Annotated in this window: 17 protein-coding genes and 2 pseudogenes; 4 read left to right on the top strand and 15 right to left on the bottom strand. The window is 38.9% G+C overall.

Going from position 1 to position 17,125, the window contains the following annotated elements; all coding sequences use genetic code 11:
• Positions 1 to 61: 61 nt before the first annotated feature.
• The 10 genes from rnc to NV377_RS02580 form a co-directional block, all read right to left on the bottom strand.
• Positions 62 to 775: a ribonuclease III gene (gene rnc, locus NV377_RS02625; protein ID WP_258199608.1), complete on the bottom strand. Its 714-nt coding sequence runs from the start codon at positions 773 to 775 to the stop codon at positions 62 to 64.
• Complete coding sequence (gene fabF, locus NV377_RS02620; protein WP_258199607.1) at positions 765 to 2,006, bottom strand: beta-ketoacyl-ACP synthase II; 1,242 nt, start codon at positions 2,004 to 2,006, stop codon at positions 765 to 767. Before fabF ends, rnc begins: the two co-directional genes overlap by 11 nt.
• 142 nt (positions 2,007 to 2,148) lie before the next feature.
• Positions 2,149 to 2,382 carry an acyl carrier protein gene (locus NV377_RS02615; RefSeq protein WP_258199606.1) on the bottom strand — a complete coding sequence of 78 codons (234 nt, stop codon included), beginning with the start codon at positions 2,380 to 2,382 and terminating at the stop codon, positions 2,149 to 2,151.
• A 315-nt stretch (positions 2,383 to 2,697) separates the two neighbouring features.
• Entirely contained in the window at positions 2,698 to 3,447 is a 750-nt protein-coding gene (gene fabG / locus NV377_RS02610; RefSeq protein ID WP_258199605.1) for a 3-oxoacyl-[acyl-carrier-protein] reductase, read from the bottom strand.
• A gap of 79 nt (positions 3,448 to 3,526) precedes the next feature.
• On the bottom strand, positions 3,527 to 4,459 hold the full coding sequence (fabD, locus tag NV377_RS02605; protein ID WP_258199604.1) for an ACP S-malonyltransferase: 933 nt from the start codon (positions 4,457 to 4,459) through the stop codon (positions 3,527 to 3,529).
• A gap of 490 nt (positions 4,460 to 4,949) precedes the next feature.
• A complete protein-coding gene (locus tag NV377_RS02600; protein WP_308860050.1) occupies positions 4,950 to 5,933 on the bottom strand; it encodes a beta-ketoacyl-ACP synthase III in 984 nt (327 codons plus the stop codon).
• A gap of 8 nt (positions 5,934 to 5,941) precedes the next feature.
• Positions 5,942 to 6,931 (bottom strand): phosphate acyltransferase PlsX, encoded by a 990-nt coding sequence (gene plsX / locus NV377_RS02595; protein ID WP_258199603.1) that lies wholly within the window; start codon positions 6,929 to 6,931, stop codon positions 5,942 to 5,944.
• A 14-nt stretch (positions 6,932 to 6,945) separates the two neighbouring features.
• A complete protein-coding gene (gene fapR / locus NV377_RS02590; protein WP_258199602.1) occupies positions 6,946 to 7,518 on the bottom strand; it encodes a transcription factor FapR in 573 nt (190 codons plus the stop codon).
• Positions 7,519 to 7,776: 258 nt separating this feature from the next.
• Positions 7,777 to 7,950, bottom strand: a complete 174-nt coding sequence (rpmF, locus tag NV377_RS02585; RefSeq protein ID WP_015845071.1) for a 50S ribosomal protein L32 — start codon at positions 7,948 to 7,950, stop codon at positions 7,777 to 7,779.
• Between the two features lie 32 nt (positions 7,951 to 7,982).
• A complete protein-coding gene (locus NV377_RS02580; RefSeq protein ID WP_258199601.1) occupies positions 7,983 to 8,501 on the bottom strand; it encodes a YceD family protein in 519 nt (172 codons plus the stop codon).
• A gap of 349 nt (positions 8,502 to 8,850) precedes the next feature.
• Here NV377_RS02580 and NV377_RS02575 point away from each other — a divergent pair, with 349 nt between their 5' ends.
• Positions 8,851 to 10,104: a nucleotidyltransferase gene (locus NV377_RS02575; protein WP_258199600.1), complete on the top strand. Its 1,254-nt coding sequence runs from the start codon at positions 8,851 to 8,853 to the stop codon at positions 10,102 to 10,104.
• 42 nt (positions 10,105 to 10,146) lie between these two features.
• On the opposite strand, the gene NV377_RS02570 is transcribed toward NV377_RS02575, so the two are convergent.
• A complete protein-coding gene (locus NV377_RS02570) occupies positions 10,147 to 11,250 on the bottom strand; it encodes a S16 family serine protease (protein ID WP_258200346.1) in 1,104 nt (367 codons plus the stop codon).
• A 107-nt stretch (positions 11,251 to 11,357) separates the two neighbouring features.
• Here NV377_RS02570 and NV377_RS02565 point away from each other — a divergent pair, with 107 nt between their 5' ends.
• The gene (locus tag NV377_RS02565) at positions 11,358 to 12,542 is read left to right on the top strand and encodes a hypothetical protein (protein ID WP_258199599.1); all 1,185 of its coding nucleotides are present in this window, start codon (positions 11,358 to 11,360) and stop codon (positions 12,540 to 12,542) included.
• A 7-nt stretch (positions 12,543 to 12,549) separates the two neighbouring features.
• Here the strand turns inward: NV377_RS02565 and coaD are convergent, their stop codons facing one another.
• Both coaD and rsmD read right to left on the bottom strand, forming a co-directional pair.
• Positions 12,550 to 13,062, bottom strand: coding sequence for a pantetheine-phosphate adenylyltransferase (gene coaD / locus NV377_RS02560; protein ID WP_258199598.1), 513 nt, complete (start codon positions 13,060 to 13,062; stop codon positions 12,550 to 12,552).
• Between the two features lie 23 nt (positions 13,063 to 13,085).
• Positions 13,086 to 13,658, bottom strand: coding sequence for a 16S rRNA (guanine(966)-N(2))-methyltransferase RsmD (rsmD, locus tag NV377_RS02555; RefSeq protein ID WP_373425788.1), 573 nt, complete (start codon positions 13,656 to 13,658; stop codon positions 13,086 to 13,088).
• Positions 13,659 to 14,364: 706 nt separating this feature from the next.
• Between rsmD and NV377_RS02550 the strand changes: the two are divergent.
• Both NV377_RS02550 and NV377_RS02545 read left to right on the top strand, forming a co-directional pair.
• Positions 14,365 to 14,754 (top strand): annotated as a pseudogene (locus NV377_RS02550) (methyl-accepting chemotaxis protein); the annotation flags it as partial.
• A pseudogene (locus NV377_RS02545) lies at positions 14,754 to 15,431 on the top strand (HAD hydrolase-like protein); the annotation flags it as partial. The pseudogenes NV377_RS02550 and NV377_RS02545, both read left to right, overlap by 1 nt.
• 119 nt (positions 15,432 to 15,550) lie before the next feature.
• Here NV377_RS02545 and NV377_RS02540 read toward each other — a convergent pair.
• A complete protein-coding gene (locus tag NV377_RS02540; RefSeq protein WP_258199596.1) occupies positions 15,551 to 16,309 on the bottom strand; it encodes a peptidoglycan recognition protein family protein in 759 nt (252 codons plus the stop codon).
• Complete coding sequence (locus NV377_RS02535; RefSeq protein ID WP_258199595.1) at positions 16,284 to 17,054, bottom strand: glucosaminidase domain-containing protein; 771 nt, start codon at positions 17,052 to 17,054, stop codon at positions 16,284 to 16,286. Before NV377_RS02535 ends, NV377_RS02540 begins: the two co-directional genes overlap by 26 nt.
• Between the last annotated feature and the right edge of the window lie 71 nt (positions 17,055 to 17,125).

Here is a 17,125-nt window from a genome sequence, read left to right as displayed (position 1 = left end):
TGGACAATTGAAGTCCACCGGAATGCTTTTTGTATGTACGAGATCTAAGATGTTACCGGCCTCACGCGTTTCTCATTTCTTGCTCGGCTAGCTTACTCCATGCTTCAGCAGCTGCACGTTGTTCAGCTTCTTTCTTAGAACGTCCAACGCCTACTCCATAGCATACACTATCTAGTACTACTTCAATGACAAATTCACGGTCATGTGCTGGTCCACGTTCTTCGATAATGCGATATTCGATTGCACCAAGACCGATATGCTGAGCACGCTCTTGTAGTTTCGATTTTGCATCTTTCATCAGTAAACCATAGTTGTTGGAATCTATATAAGGGAACATATACTGTTCTAGAAATTGTTTTGTTACATCAATTCCTGCATCCAAATACAGCGCACCTACGAATGATTCGAATAGATCGGCTAACAATGCTTGACGATTACGACCACCAAGTTGTTCTTCACCACGACCTAACAGTACATATCTACCAAAATCCAATCGTTCTGCAAAGTGAGCTAATGAAGGCTCACAGACCACTGAGGCACGCATACGCGTTAATTCACCTTCAGGTCGTTTCGTGTACGTTTTGTACAAATATTCAGATACGAGTAGTTGTAATACCGCATCACCCAAAAATTCAAGCCGCTCATTATCCTGGACTGAGCCGCGCTTGTGTTCGTTCACATATGACGTATGTGTAAATGCTTGGCGTAGAAGTTTCACCCTTGTAAAATTGAGCTGCAGCTTAAGCTGCAGCTCATCAAATAAATCATGCTTCATATTTTCTCATCATGATGGAAGCGTTATGTCCACCAAAGCCGAATGAGTTAGATAATGCTACTTTAACATCCGCTTTTCGAGGCGTATTAGGCACATAATCCAGATCAAGTTCTGGATCTAAATTGTCAAGATTAATAGTTGGAATAATAATTCCATTTTGCAGGGTTAGGGCTAATATTACGGCTTCTACACCGCCAGCTGCACCAAGTAAATGACCAGTCATTGACTTCGTTGAGCTTACTGCTAATTTATATGCGTGATCACCAAATGTCATTTTCACAGCTGTTGATTCAGAAACATCACCAACTGGAGTAGACGTACCATGTGCATTAATATAATCTACTTCTGAAGGATCAACACCAGCATCTTTAACTGCATTCGTCATACAACGAGATGCACCATTTGGATCTGGTTCAGTCATATGATGAGCATCACCGCTCATACCATATCCGGTAACTTCAGCATAAATTTTCGCACCACGTGCTTGCGCGTGCTCAAGTGATTCAAGAACTAGAATACCTGAACCTTCACCCATTACAAATCCATCACGATCAACATCGAACGGACGACTTGCTTTCTCAGGTTCATCGTTACGAGTAGACATTGCTCTCATCGAACAGAATCCAGCCATACCTGTAGGACGAATCGTTGCTTCTGCTCCACCAGCGATCATAACATCTGCATCACCATGTTGAATTAGTCGGAACGAGTCACCAATCGAATGTGTACCCGAGGCACAAGCTGAAACTGATGTAGAGTTAGGTCCTTTTGCTCCAGCAATCATTGAAACTTGACCAGAAGCCATGTTTGCAATCATCATCGGAATAAAGAATGGATTAACACGTTTTGGACCTTTCTCTAGAAGAATCTTATGTTGATCTTCAAAAGTTCCAAGACCACCTATTCCAGAGCCTACAATTACACCCATACGCTCAGCGTCTACATTATCACCGATTTTCAAGCCCGAATCTTCAATTGCTTTTAAGCTTGCCGCAACAGCGAATTGTACGAAACGATCCATACGACGAGCTTCTTTCTTTTCTATACCATAGGTTTCTAGATCAAAGTCTTTGACCTCAGCAGCAATACGCGTTGGATATTCCGAGCAATCAAATTGCTCAACTAACGACACGCCTGACTTACCTTCCATCAGGTTGCCCCAGAACTGGTCTAATTCAGAACCTAATGAAGTTAAGATACCCATTCCAGTTACTACAACTCTGCGTTTCATATTGTTCACCCCTACTACGATTGAATTGCCTTATCTATATCAAAAAGAATTGATTGTCATCAGTTCTCATTTTCGTCTGTCAAAATTTCATTTGTGAAGGAGATGGAGTTAAGTCCCGTTAAACAACGGGACTCGTCCAACCTTAGGTATGAGATTGTATGTAACTTAATACATCTCCTACCGTAGAGATTTTTTCAGCATCTTCATCAGAAATTTCAATGTTGAACTCGTCTTCAAGCTCCATAATAAGTTCAACTACATCTAGTGAGTCAGCATTCAAATCTTCTTTGAAAGAAGCTTCAGCTACTACTTTATCTTGTTCTACACCTAAGCGATCAACAATAATGTTGGTTACGCGTTCTAGTACATCGGACATCCGATTCACCTCCTTATCGTATTATACGAAAACCGATACTAAAATGCTATCTTTCCACAAAAGTTCTTAAAATGAAAATTCAAAAGGCGAACTTTCGAAAGTAGATTAAGTTCCCAGCAATACTTCGTTATCAAAGCATGCGTTTTGAAATACATCTTCAAATGAAAGTTCATAATGATCACTTGTCTCTTACCAAACGATGAAATAATACCAAGCAACGTGTACAACACAAGTACACGAGCACACGCAGGCTTTCGATGCCGAATAAGCTAAAGAGCTTTCCATCGTGATCACAAGTGAATGTTTTGAACTTCCTTACATGTACATGCCACCATCAATATGAACAGTTTGGCCAGTCATATACGAAGCTTCTTCCGAAGCCAAGAAGCGAACTGCATTTGCAACATCTTCTACACTTCCAAGCTTAGCAAGTGGTATTTGAACTTCCAACGCCTGCTTCATATCTTCTGATAACTTATCAGTCATTTCTGTTTGGATAAATCCTGGTGCAATACAGTTAACTGTAATGTTACGAGAAGCTAATTCTCTCGCACTTGCCTTCGTTAAGCCGATGACACCAGCTTTGGCTGCAGCATAGTTTGCTTGACCTGGATTTCCAAGTACACCTGATACGGATGAAATATTAATAATGCGACCAAAACGTTGCTTCATCATCGGACGAGTCACAGCTTTAATACCGTTGAACACGCCTTTCAGATTCGTTTCGATGACTTGATCGAATTCCTCTTCTTTCATGCGCATAATAAGGTTATCTCGAGTAATTCCCGCATTATTAACAAGAATATCTACTGTGCCAAATTGTTCAACCACTTGTTTAACCATGTTGTCAAATTCAGCAACAATACCAACATTTGCTTTTATCAGTATTGCTTCACGACCAAGCGCACGAACTGCTTCTGCCGTTTGCGCTGCAGCCTCTTCACTACCTGAGTAGTTAATCGCTACATCCGCACCAGCTTCCGCTAATGAAATAGCGATTGCGCGGCCAATACCACGAGATGCGCCAGTAACTAATGCTTTCTTACCTTCTAAGCTAGCAAACATAGTAAACCTCCTTAAACTTTTCAATTAACTTCCAGATATACTTCTTAGTAATTGAAAAGTACATCGGATGCTTAACCTATTACTGAGATACCGTTAATGAATCTAATGCTTCTAACTTGTTAATGGTAATAACTTTAACGTTGCGATCAATTTTTTTGATTAATCCTGTTAGTACAGAACCAGAACCGATTTCAACGAATGTCTCTACACCAAGGTCAATCAGTTTCACAATGCTATCTTCCCAAAGTACAGGAGCGCATACTTGACGCTCAAGTAAAGATTTAATCTCAGTTGCATCAACAACAGGCTCTGCTGTTACGTTAGCAATAACAGGAATTGTTGCATCTTGCATCATTACATTAGCTAGTTCAGTTGCAAGCATCGTAGCTGCATTACCCATTAGTGAAGAATGGAATGGACCACTAACTTCAAGTGGAATAACACGTTTTGCACCAATGTCTTTACCACGTGCAACAACTTCATTCACTCCTGCAACTGATCCAGATACAACAATTTGCCCTGGGCAATTAACGTTAGCAAGTTCCACTGCATGACCTTCAGCAGTAATAGTTGCACATAGCTGTTGAAGCGCCGCTCGCTCTGCACCTAGCACCGCTGCCATAGCACCTTGACCACTTGGTACAGCTTGTTCCATATATTGACCGCGTGCACGAACTGTACGTACAGCATCTTCAAAGCTAAGTGCACCAGCAGCTACAAGTGCGCTATATTCGCCAAGGCTATGCCCTGCAACATAATCAGCTTTGAAACCTGCCTTCTCAACTAATTTCAAGAAAGCTGTACTAACCGTTAGCAACGCTGGTTGCGTATTTATCGTTTGTTTCAGGTCACTATCTGGACCTTCAAAAATTAAGTTGCTTAACGAGAAACCAAGAGCCGCATCAGCTTGCTCAAAAATTAAGCGTGCTTCTGCATCATGCTCATAAATATCTTTTCCCATTCCAACAACCTGAGCACCTTGCCCAGGAAATACGAAAGCTATTTTACCCACGTAATAACCTCCTAAGTCTATTTCATACTTATCCAATTAGCTCCAAGCAATGTGTCCACAAGTGAACACGAGCGAATAAAGCTACAAAATTATAGTTCAGAACTGCACCGGCACCATCGAAACTATCTGCTCCAAGGATACATTATAAGACATCCAGCGAGTAGCACAACGTACATGAAATGTACGTAAGCACGACAGCAATCGAAGATTGATGTGTTCACCGTCGACTAAGCTACGTTAGAGCTACAAAGCGATCCCAAACTAAAAACACTTGAAAGCCATAATCCGTCATTTTAATATCCATTCTAATGGAAATTAAAATGTAAGGCTGTCAGCACCAAGAAGATGACATGAAGCTAGGGAAGCGAGGAGCGGAGTGTACGTCCTTGGTACACGAGCACCACAGCAACCGATGAATGTTATCTTCGACGCCGACTACGCTACGTTAGCGTTACATCGTGATCACAGTCTTACATTTTAATAACCTCTACTACCAGACGATTACTGTGGCTCCCCATGTAAGGCCCCCACCAAACCCAACCAAACAAAGTTTGTCGCCTTCTTTGACTCTACCCTGTTCAACTGCTTCAGCTAAAGCAACTGGAATTGAAGCAGCAGACATATTGCCGTATTTATCCAAGTTGATCATCGCTTTATCCTCTGAAAGTTCCAAACGATTAAGTGATGATTGAATAATACGAATGTTAGCTTGATGCGGAACAAGTAGATCAATATCTGCTTTCGTTAATCCTGCTTTTTCAATCGCAGATTCAGCCGCATTGCCCATAATACGAACTGCAAACTTGAATACTTCATTCCCAGCCATATAGATAGAATGCTCTTTATTCGCAACAGTCTCAGCAGATGCTGGTTTACGAGAACCACCACCACTAACTTTCAACAATTCGCCACCTGTACCGTCTGCACCGATCTCAAACGATTGGAAACCTCGACCTGCTGGAACTTCTCCGATTACAACTGCACCTGCACCGTCTCCGAATAGAATACAAGTGTTTCGATCTGTATAGTCAGTAATCCGTGATAATGTCTCTGCTCCGATAACAAGAATACGCTTGTATAATCCACTTTGAATTAATCCATTACCTGTTACTAAGCTATAAATAAAGCCTGAGCATGCTGCAGATAGATCGAATGCAGGACATTTAGCACCAAGTCTCGCTTGCACGAGACAAGCCGTTGATGGAAATGACATATCAGGAGTAACCGTAGCTACAATAATTAGATCAATATCATCTACCGTAAGTCCTGCATTTGCAATAGCCTGCTCGGCTGCTTTGAATGCAAGATCAGAAGTTGCTTCATCACTCGCAGCTATACGACGTTCTTTAATGCCGGTACGAGTTACGATCCATTCATCATTAGTTTCAACCATTTGTTCAAGATCTTTATTTGTCAACACTTGTTCAGGTACATACTTACCTGTTCCAAGAATACCTACTGGAATAGCGTTCATAACTACGATCACTCCTTATTGATTTCTGCTTTTATTGATGCAATAAGCCCACTGCTTACTGCCGTTTTGGCTTGCTTCACAGCTGCTTGAACAGCTCTTGAATCCGAAGAACCATGAATTTTCAGCACTAACCCGTTAATACCTAATAGTGGCGCTCCACCAAATTCATTCGGATCAAGTGTCTTTTTCAATCCTTTAAGTTTTGGCAACATAACCGCTGCTGCTAATTTCGTTAAGAAATTGAGTTTAAACGCCTTTTTCAATTCATTGAATATAGTAGATGCTGCACCTTCGTATGATTTCAACATAATATTCCCTGAGAAACCATCACATACAAGCACATCACATTCACGATTAAGTACCGACTTCGACTCAACGCTTCCAATAAAGTTCAGATTACTCTCTTTAAGTAGTGCGTATGCAGCCTTCGTCACTTCATTCCCCTTCATTTCTTCTGAACCTACGTTCAATAAGCCTATTCGAGGATTTTTAAGACCTTCTACTTTCTCTCGATAAATACTACCCATAACGGCATATTGCATAAGTTGTTCTGCAGTAGCGTCCATATTGGCACCTAAATCAAGTGCTAGCATTCCTACTTTATCTAATGAAGGCAGTAACGGTGCTAAAGCAGGGCGTTCGATACCAGCAATTCTCCCTACGATAAGCAGTCCCGTAGTCATTAATGCCCCAGTATTCCCAGCAGATAACATCGCATCTGCCTCACCGTCTTTAACTAGCTTACCAGCCACTACCATGGAAGAATTTTTTTTGCGACGGACAGCCTTTACAGGTTCATCATCAGATTCAATTACTTCATCAGCATGAATAATTGAAAGGTTACTTGGTTTCTGATCGCCGATGATAGATTGAATTGCTTGCTCATTACCTACAAGAACAATTTCAATATCATGATTTTCTTTTGCCGCTGCAATAGCACCTTCAACTATTTCTTTCGGAGCGTTATCGCCACCCATAGCATCAATAGCAATTTTCATACTTATTCTCCTCCTCAGCTGCTTGTCACATCTGAACGATAGATCACGAAGGTTCCTTGAAACACCAATTCATCGCTCACGTAGGTGTTCAGTTCTACTTTTGACTTGCTTCGTTCTTCATTATTTAAGCGAACATAAGCTTTCGCTATACATTTTTCCCCAAGTTTCACCGGTCTAACAAATCGAATATCTGCTGTTGCAGTAAGTGCGATCGGACAATCAATAACTGCTACCGCCAATGAATTAGCTTGTGCGAATAAGTGATGTCCTCTAGCAATTCCTGTTCGAGAGAATACATGCTCATCTCGAATTTCAAAAATTGATATAGCACTATGATCTAGTTGCAAGTCAACGATATCACCAATAACTTCATCAAGTGGCAAAGATCGAACTGAATCATAAGATCGTTCGGCCATTTCTTTCATGCGTTCACGCAATTCTGGAATCCCTAGCTCCATACGATCTAGTCGAATCGTCTGAATACTAACTTTCAATACTCTTGTTAATTCACGATCTGTAACAAAGGGATTATCTTCTATATATTGAATCAGCAGACGATGCCGCTCACGTTTTGTTAATTTCGCCATGTCGGCATCACTCTCCTGTCAAATTAATTCATTATGTAAAAATATTAATAACTTTTAGAAATTGTTCAAAAAGCTCGCTTATAAAAACGATATTGTTAGTATCAAATTTTAATACCTGGTACTAAAATAGTATAATTGAGATTTATGCTAAGTGCAATCTATTTATTCATAAGGACGTCCATTTCCGATTGAAAATTCATAATCTTTTTAAAATAAAATAGCATCTTATCCTAAGATAAGATGCTATAAAGAAATCGATTATTGAGAAATGATCTCTTTTGTTTTGTAATATCCACAAACTTTACAAACGTGGTGACCTAGTTTTAGTTCTCCACATTGCTCACATTTCACCATGCCTGGAACAGCTAGTTTAAAATGAGTACGACGTTTGTCACGGCGAGTCTTGGATGTTCTACGTTGAGGTACTGCCATATTTAACACCTCCTTCACAAATTTAAGGAATATTATTCCTTAAAGAAATCTTTCAACGACTCTAGTCGAGGATCGATTCTCTCTTTACTACATTTACATTGATTTTCATTAAGATTACTACCACATTGCGCACATAAACCTTCACATTCAGTTTTACATAGCGGAGCAAAAGGCATAAATAACTGCAAATACTCCTCCACAAATGGCTGCAAATCTAATTTCTCAGTGGCAATCTCAATGAGATCACTTTCTTCGTCCTCTTCAGCACTTACCGCGCTATCAGATGAAACGGGCTTGAACTGCTCAGCGAATGGAATACTTAAGTGAGTATGAGTCGACTCAAGGCAACGAGAGCAAGCTAATTCCATATCTATTTCAAGATTTCCCTCTACCATAACAATTTCACCTTCTGGTTTAACTGTTAATTGGATATGTAAAGGTCCAGTAGAAATTACATCCTGATGATTACGAAATAGCTCTGTTACATCTAGTTGTGTATTCACGATCTCAGTTTGATCTTTAGCTAACAATTCTTTCATACGAAACTGCATAGTATCACCCCAAACAGACAAAGTTTATTATATCCATCTAGCTCATGTTTTGTCAAGATTATCACGATCTATTTCTTCTGTCGAATGTCAACTTTGTCCATGTGTTCACCATTGTGCTATATTGATACGAAAAGCGGTTGTTCAAAAAGCAAACTTTGATAACGAAGTATTGCAGGAAGGTTACTTTCGCATCGAATATGAAGCGAACTTGGAAAGTCCGGTATTCGTGTACCAATTACGTACACTGGAGCTTCTTGCTCCCTCAAGTAGCGCTCCATCTTCACGGCTTGCGAAAGCCTGCATTTTGAACTTGCACTTAAAGACTTATTTCAGAAAGGAAAATTAAGCCATGAACGCTGTCGGCCTAATCGTTGAATATAATCCTTTTCATAATGGACATCTTCATCACTTACAACAATCTAAGCAACTTACGGAGCGAGACGCTGTCGTAGCTGTTATGAGCGGACATTTCTTGCAACGCGGTGAACCTGCGTTACTTGATAAGTGGACACGCACCAAAATGGCACTGCAAGGCGGCTGTGACCTCGTAATCGAGTTACCCGTTGCATATGCGACATCATCCGCAGAATGGTTTGCACACGGCTCTATCGCCTTACTACAAGCTACAGGCGTAGTTGACTGTTTCTGCTTCGGCACGGAAAGTGGACAACTGACACCTCTCTTACAAGCAGCAAAGCTTGTCTCAGAAGAATCACCACAATTCAAACAACAGCTTGAGTCTTATCTTAACCTTGGATTAAGTTATCCGCAAGCGTATAGTTCTGCACTACATCAATTGTACGATCAAAATTCATCTGCTAATAATGCTAACGAGGAAGAGCATTTCCGCTTCGACTTACCTAATCATACACTTGGTCTACACTATCTTATTGCCAAGGAACGTATAGGGAGTTCAATGACCCCTTATACTATTACTCGTGAAAAAGCACAATATCATGATGAACTACCAACAGATTTAGCAATTGCTAGTGCAACAGCTATTAGAAAACTATTATTGGAGCATTCTTCACTAGATGTGATTAAACCTTATATCCCTAGCAGTACATACCATCTATTAGTAGCACAGCAACAACAAGGTATTACACCTATGCACTGGGAAAATTTCGCTACTCCACTATTTCATTCACTCGTTGTTAGCTCTAGCGACAACTTAGCTACTTACCGTGAGATTGAAGAAGGATTGCAACATCGCATTAAATATTGTTTACGTTCATTGCCACAATATACATTAGAGCAGCTACTCTTACAGTTAAAAACAAAGCGTTATACAAGAACTAAGTTGCAAAGGGCGTTGCTTGCAATTTTACTGCAGCATCAAAAACAGCATTTTCAACGTGAGCAGCTTGCTAGCGGAATTCAATACATACGAGTTTTAGGTTTTACGGAACGAGGACAAGCGTTGCTCAAGCAAATGAAGAAAACAGCAACACTTCCTATTATCCACTCCCCCGCTGCGATTGCTAAGCCATCTACTTATCTTGAACTTGATATTGCGGCTACCGCCGCTTACATGCTAGCAAGATCACCTGAACAACCAGAACTTAGTCTAATGGATTATACACAGTCGCCTATTCGAGTATAGCTTTCCTTTAGCGACCTCACATTTACTATTATAAATCTAGAATTAATTATTAATAGAAGCGATGACCTCCATCGCTTCTTCTAATGTTGAGACTGCGATAATTTCCATTTCACTACCTAGTTTATGAACTTTCTTAGTCGCATCTGCTTCGTTGCCTTGTGGTACGATGAAGATTTCTGCTCCTTGCTCATCTGTTGAGTACACCTTTTGCTTAATACCACCTATGGCTCCAACATGACCTTGTGCATCTATCGTCCCTGTAACTGCAATTTTATGACCTTTTGTTAGATCCCCATCTGTAAGTAGATCAATTATCGTCAAAGTCAACACAAGCCCTGCTGATGGCCCTCCGATTGAACTATCTTCGAACGCTACTTTATATTTATCTTCTTCGGGAATAATGTTATGCACTTGCTTAAATCCATCTACACTAAGTAGAGTAGCAATATTGGCATCATTCAGAACTTGCGATTTATCCCCTACTAAGTCTATTGTCAAGTGTATTAATTCCGATACTCGCTCAACCTGTAGCTCAATAATTGTAGCTTCTTCATGTTCCTTCATCCATTCTGTTATATCCTCTACCGAGGTTACAGGTGTAATACTTTCATTGCTATATATGCCATTAATACGATCACCTGATAGAAGTTGATCACCCGATTTGGGTTTCACTGAAGCTGATTCTGTATTGACAAAAAGTTGTTGAGATTCATTGTGGTAAGCAATATTTAAGTATCTATATGCCGCTTCTAAAGCGTGATCATAAGATCCTTGCATCATTGTAGTTGCGCGCTTTGCATATTGCTCAACAGTATCTCCACCCAACACTTCATATTTCCACATTACTGTTCTATTAGATTGAAAGATAGATCGTAATGAATCCCATATATTGGGTGCATCCATTAATACAGCAGTTAGTAGAAATGTACCTTCTCTTTCCGTATCTGACCCAATCGACTGATCAGTCTGATCCCAGTTTGGATATACAGCTTTATCAATAACGGTTACGAATGAATTTGATGAAACAGCAACACCAGGCTTAACAACTACAAAAGGGGATGGGGCATACAGCAGAACCGCCATCACAACAATCGTAATAACTGCAGTTTTCAATATCGTTTTATATTGTATTTCAAGTTTGTTCATTTTCAAAATGATGATCTCCTTACATATAAAGGTCTATTCTGACAAGCTATTGCGTAAAAATAAATGATGAATAAGCCATTCACACGAATGCTAAAGGAGAGATTCCCTTGTATAGAACATTCATTATTGCTGGATTATTGTTAAGTATCGTGCTCTCTGTCGTGCTATCACCAGATGTTGCCCTTGAAGCTTCACTTAGCGGATTAACGATATGGTGGAAATTAGTATTCCCTGGTTTACTACCCTTTTTAATATTATATGAATTAATATTAGCATTTGGATTAGTTCATGGTATTCAAGCATTACTTTCACCATTTACAACTCGACTATTGAAAATGCCAAGAGCAGCTAGTCTACCTTTCATCATGAGCCTTCTAAGTGGATTTCCTGCGGGTGTAGAACCAACATTACAGCTACTACAAGATAAGCAATTATCTAAGCAACAAGCGCAACGTCTACTCGGTTATATGCATTTTCCTAATCCCATTTTCGTCACAGTTATTATCGGTGCAGGATTTTTCCATACACCCATTCTCGGACTAATCATTATAAGTACAATATGGATTTCTGCGATCATTCTTATGACGTTACATAGTTATGTCGCTACTCGAAAGTCCAACGACCTTGACTTGACAGATAATCACTCACATATTAATTTTGTAGCTAGTATGGAGCTTGGTCGAAAACTTGATGGTCGTGGACTTGGCAAAGTGCTCGGTGATAGCGTGGCTGCAAGTGTTCAAAAGCTTTTTGTTATCGGAGGTTTCATCATATTCTCTTCTGTCATCGCTGCTTTTGCTACCTCTTTGTTGAATAACTTCACCTTACAATTGCCGTTTTTAGCACATGCCTTACTTGAATTACATATCGGTAGTTACGCTATTAGTGTATGGACAATGGGACAAAACTCTATCATTCTCGGATGCGCATTACTTGTTGCGTGTCTATCATTCAGTGGTATTAGCGGTATTTTGCAAGTGAGTTTTTATACTACTGGTCAACCAATACGTACCTTGCTCTTTATTAAATACCGGATTTTCCATGCAATCTGCGGATTTTTCATGACCTATATATTATGGAAGCCACTTAGCTGGGCATTTAGCAAGTGGCTTCATATTGAATATCAAACTGTTTTTTCTACTTCTGCAGGAAATTATTCCCCTGCATCCTATCAAGCACAACAACTCCCATTTATATGGAAGGAAAGTATCATAATGTGCCTTGTGTTCATCATATTCATTACTCTCATTACAGTAGTGCAAAAACTACGTTTGAAAGATCAATTGTTTTAGTCTGAAGTTATGGACGCTGCGGTCCACATTTTTCACGTAATCGTTTCTCTACTTCTGGAGGAACTAATTGTGATACATCGCCTTGAAATTTTGCAATTTCTTTAACGATACTTGAGCTAAGATATGAGTACTTAGGATTTGTCATCATAAACACGGTATCTATTCCATCATCAAGCATGTAGTTTGTAGAAGCAAGTTGAAGTTCATATTCAAAATCCGTAACCGAACGGATACCACGTACAATAACACTTGCTTGTTTTAAACGCATAAATCTAACGAGTAGATCACGGAAGCTATCTATCTCGACATTAGGGAAATCTTTTGTCACTTCAGTAAGTAATTCTTTTCTTTCATCAACTGTAAACAAAGGATTTTTACTAGTATTATTAAGTACTGCCACGATTAGACGATCATATTGACGCGCTGATCGCTGAATGATGTCTAAGTGACCATATGTAACAGGGTCGAAAGTTCCAGGATATACGGCTACTCTTTCTGGACGCTGTGGGTTATAGTTCATCCTATTCACTCCTACTGTTTAAATTACTCTATTGAACCATTTCCGGCTGTATATCTATAAATGGTTACCGCGATATCACCATACTGATTCGTTCGTAACAGTTCAAATCCACTAAGCTCCTGTGGATATTGTATTTTCGCATCATGTTCCACAACGATTGTTGCTTCATCAGCAACTAATCCTAGATCAGCCAGTTGCAACATCCACGCATCCATATCAACGATACGATATGGTGGATCAAGGAATATTAGATCAAATTGTATGTCACGTTTCGCAAGTGCCTTCAACGCTCTAGCTGAATCATTGCGATAGATCTCAATACAATTACTAGCTCCAACTAAATCAACATTGCTACGAATAATATCGATACTTGTTTTCTCTTTATCAATACATACAACCTCTTCTATACCTCGACTCCACGCTTCGATCCCTAGTCCGCCAGTTCCTGCGAATAAATCTAGCGCTTTACCTCCATCAAAGTATGGTCCGATCATACTGAAAATTGCTTCTTTTACTTTATCTGTTGTAGGTCTAGTACCTTGACCTGGTACGGCCTTCAAAGCTCTTCCTTTTGCTTTGCCAGCAATTACTCTCACCTTATGTTCCTCCCTAATGCTAATCTTAATAAGATTACCATACAACGAATGTTGATGAAAGAGAGGGTACAATCGCTACCTAAAACATTTTTTTGAATCATAAGTATATTTTAGCCTATTCTCGTCCACAATATATTTATCGGCGTCCTAGATGTCGTAGACAACCGCGGAGAAGACTTACGTTTCCCCATAAGTTCTTCATCCGGTTTCTCCTCTCCCATTTTTTTGGATAGAGGCCCTATTTATAGGGCCTCGCTATTTTTTTGTGTTTAAAAACTTTTTCTTTTCTACTAAATTAATCTTCTCGATTAAAAAAAGTTCCTTCGTAAGCATTTGCTCAACTGGTTACATACCTCTAAACTCACTCCAATATCGTCAATGAAACTTACCTATAGCTTTTCACACAATCAAAACCCTCTCCATAATTAAGCATTTAATCTTAAATATTGTAATAAATAGTCATTAATTATTACAATATTGTATAATGCAGGAAAATGATTGCTTTTGTCGAATTTTATTAATATCACTACATATGATATCCAATTGGACACAGGGGCAGTCATAAAGTATGAATAGTCAGAGGCAAGATTTTCACAAAAGAAATATATTAATGGTATTTTTATTATTTGCTTGTATCATGCTAGGCGTAGTAGCAACTCTTAATATCATCTGTCATTATGTTGAGGAAAGTCATAAAATTAATGACATTGTTTCATTAATCGGAGATATTGCGAATCAAACGAATTTACTTTCCTTAAATGCCTCTATTGAAGCGGCGAGAGCAGGCGAACATGGGCAAGGCTTTTCTGTCGTTGCAACCGAGATTCGTAAGTTATCTCAACATGTCCAGGAAGCATCTCACCAAGTTAATGAACGTGTTGAGCTTATCCAACAAAAGATATTAGAAGCTACTAGTGAAATGAGTTCAATAACTGCGATTACCGAGCAATCTGCGGCATCCGTAGAACAAGTACTTGCCAGTGCTGAAATTCAGCAAAACCATGTTAGTGATATCGTTACTAACATCAATCAGTTAACCGAATTAACGAAGAAACTAGATCATTTAAGTAATGAAACGATTAATCCAGAACAATAAAAGGAGAGAACGTAATGGTGCAATCAGTAATTTTTGATATGGATGGAACTCTATTTCAAACAGATAAAATACTAGAATTATCTCTTAATGATACATTTGACCATTTACGGAAACTAAATGAATGGGATACTGAAACCCCACTTCATAAATTCCGGGAAATAATGGGTGTACCATTACCAATAGTATGGGAAACCTTATTACCTCAACATTCCAATGAAGTAAAAAAACAAACTGATATTTATTTCTTACATAGATTAGTCGAAAATATTAGCAGTGGAAAAGGTGCTTTATATCCTCATGTTAAGGAAGTGTTCAGTTACTTAAAAGATAATAATTACTCAATTTACATAGCTAGTAACGGATTAAAGGATTATTTGAAAGCCATCGTTAGTTATTATCAGTTAGATACGTGGGTAACTGAAACATTTAGTATTCAACAAATTGATACACTTAATAAAGGTGATTTAGTGAAGTCAATTATTAATAAATATAATATAAAAGAAGCAGCAGTAGTTGGAGATCGTCTATCTGACATAAATGCAGCTAAAGATAATGATTTAATAGCGATTGGTTGCAATTTTGATTTTGCACAAACTGATGAAATGGCTCAAGCTGATTTCGTAATTGAAGACTTAATAGAGTTAAAATCGGTATTGCTTGATCTGGATTTACAATAACACGTTATGTACTATCCAAACAGTGGTATAGAAGTAATCGTAGAAAGGGCTGTTTTAAGGTCATTTACTTATGACCGTAAAACAGCCCCATTTCTACTAATCACTTGTATTTCGCTAATCTAACCACTACTAGGTTTCTGACCACTTGCTTTACGGAGCTCATTTGCCAATCTATTAAACTCATTACGTGCCTCTTTGTTATCTGTAGCTAAATAAGCAGCACTTAAAAATTTTATTATTTTATTTGCATCTTCTACACTCATTTGATCAGCCTCACCTTCTGATTCACCACTACTATCTACATTCAAAGCTTGGAGTTTTACATTAACTTTATTGACAAACACTGTCCAGCCAGACCATTTACCATCAGAGTTCATAAGTCTAGGACAATTTTTCCCGCTCCAATCATAATGTCGACGTAGACGTTCTATTCCCCATCCTCGTTCATGCAACATTTTCGCGACTAACTCAATCGCATGATCAAGCGTTACGCTATAATTACCACTTTCACAAATCTCGATCCCAATGGAAGTACGATTTCCACTTTTCATTCCACTTCCATCCCCAGCATGCCACGCTACTTCATTCAATGGCAATACTTCGATCGCTTCTTTCTCATCCATAACGATATGAAAAGATGCAACACGATCATTGGAAGTATTCGTAAGCCATGCTCGTTCATTTTTTGCGGTACTTGAAGGATTCCCAGTGTTGTGAATCGTAATGCTCGTTGGTTCCAATACTAGTGATGGTCTTCGATTGTAAGGAGTAGTTTTCGGAATATGATCTTGTCTGTACTCATAGCTCATTAACAAATCACTATCCTCATCCCATATTTTGAAATCCACATAATTAATTGATAAATAGAACCTTTGCATAGGTATCCCACTCTAATTTAATTTTTAGTAGATTCATAACATCCCTCGGTTTCACAAAGCTAGTTGAGCCACCTAACCTCGTATCTACGAGTACTCCATTGACATAGACTTTCTTACTTTTCCAATCTACTTTAGCTCCAAATAATTCAGCGATTTTGCGAACAGGTATATACGTAATTCCTTTTTCTAAATAGGCTGTGCAATATAATCTTTGATCAACCATAACAGGTACTAAACTTGCTCCTTCAAAGCCAATTTCAGGCTTGAATTTAACCGTTGCCGTATCAAATGCATCAAGATTATATTTTGTTATAATCGACATGATTTTTGATGAGTAGTCAGGGTCTGTTGCATATCCTGCCAAACGGATTTGTTCCGCTTGTTCTAATGCAGTCTTTGCCTCTTGTACTTTAGCGTACCTAGTGTTGTTGAATAATTCATCTTGATCTTTGTAATAGTGATATAACGTGCGATATGCACGAAATGCAGCTTTTTCTTTCACTTCTTGCCCACCGATAAATTCCCATGTTCCTTTCGTTACTGCATCTCCTCGCCAATATGGTGTTAACTTGCCACCGCCTACCTTAATACCGCCAAGATTATTCCAAGCATGAATAACTCCACCTGTTTCAAGTAAACTTTGTGCTAATCTAACCGAAGGTAAAATTGGAGAACCTTGTTGACGAATCAATACTATGGTAGGCGCTATTGCAGCAAAAAACTGTTGTCTCGTTAACTCGCTCAAGTTCTCGTTCCCTCCCTTTTTATTCGTATTATGAATTCTAGTAACTCTATTATTTATGCTTTAAATCAATA

The sequence above is a fragment of the Paenibacillus endoradicis genome, from assembly GCF_024721975.1.
The sequence above is the reverse complement of the archived record's forward strand: the minus strand, read 5'-3'. Positions and strand labels throughout refer to the sequence as shown.

Coding starts and splice junctions, on each gene's coding strand:
- rnc (WP_258199608.1), bottom strand. CDS start 775: ATGAAGCATGATTTATTTGATGAGCTGCAGCTTAAGCTGCAGCTCAAT.
- fabF (WP_258199607.1), bottom strand. CDS start 2,006: ATGAAACGCAGAGTTGTAGTAACTGGAATGGGTATCTTAACTTCATTA.
- NV377_RS02615 (WP_258199606.1), bottom strand. CDS start 2,382: ATGTCCGATGTACTAGAACGCGTAACCAACATTATTGTTGATCGCTTA.
- fabG (WP_258199605.1), bottom strand. CDS start 3,447: ATGTTTGCTAGCTTAGAAGGTAAGAAAGCATTAGTTACTGGCGCATCT.
- NV377_RS02600 (WP_308860050.1), bottom strand. CDS start 5,933: ATGAACGCTATTCCAGTAGGTATTCTTGGAACAGGTAAGTATGTACCT.
- plsX (WP_258199603.1), bottom strand. CDS start 6,931: ATGAAAATTGCTATTGATGCTATGGGTGGCGATAACGCTCCGAAAGAA.
- fapR (WP_258199602.1), bottom strand. CDS start 7,518: ATGGCGAAATTAACAAAACGTGAGCGGCATCGTCTGCTGATTCAATAT.
- rpmF (WP_015845071.1), bottom strand. CDS start 7,950: ATGGCAGTACCTCAACGTAGAACATCCAAGACTCGCCGTGACAAACGT.
- NV377_RS02580 (WP_258199601.1), bottom strand. CDS start 8,501: ATGCAGTTTCGTATGAAAGAATTGTTAGCTAAAGATCAAACTGAGATC.
- NV377_RS02575 (WP_258199600.1), top strand. CDS start 8,851: ATGAACGCTGTCGGCCTAATCGTTGAATATAATCCTTTTCATAATGGA.
- NV377_RS02570 (WP_258200346.1), bottom strand. CDS start 11,250: ATGAACAAACTTGAAATACAATATAAAACGATATTGAAAACTGCAGTT.
- coaD (WP_258199598.1), bottom strand. CDS start 13,062: ATGAACTATAACCCACAGCGTCCAGAAAGAGTAGCCGTATATCCTGGA.
- NV377_RS02540 (WP_258199596.1), bottom strand. CDS start 16,309: ATGCAAAGGTTCTATTTATCAATTAATTATGTGGATTTCAAAATATGG.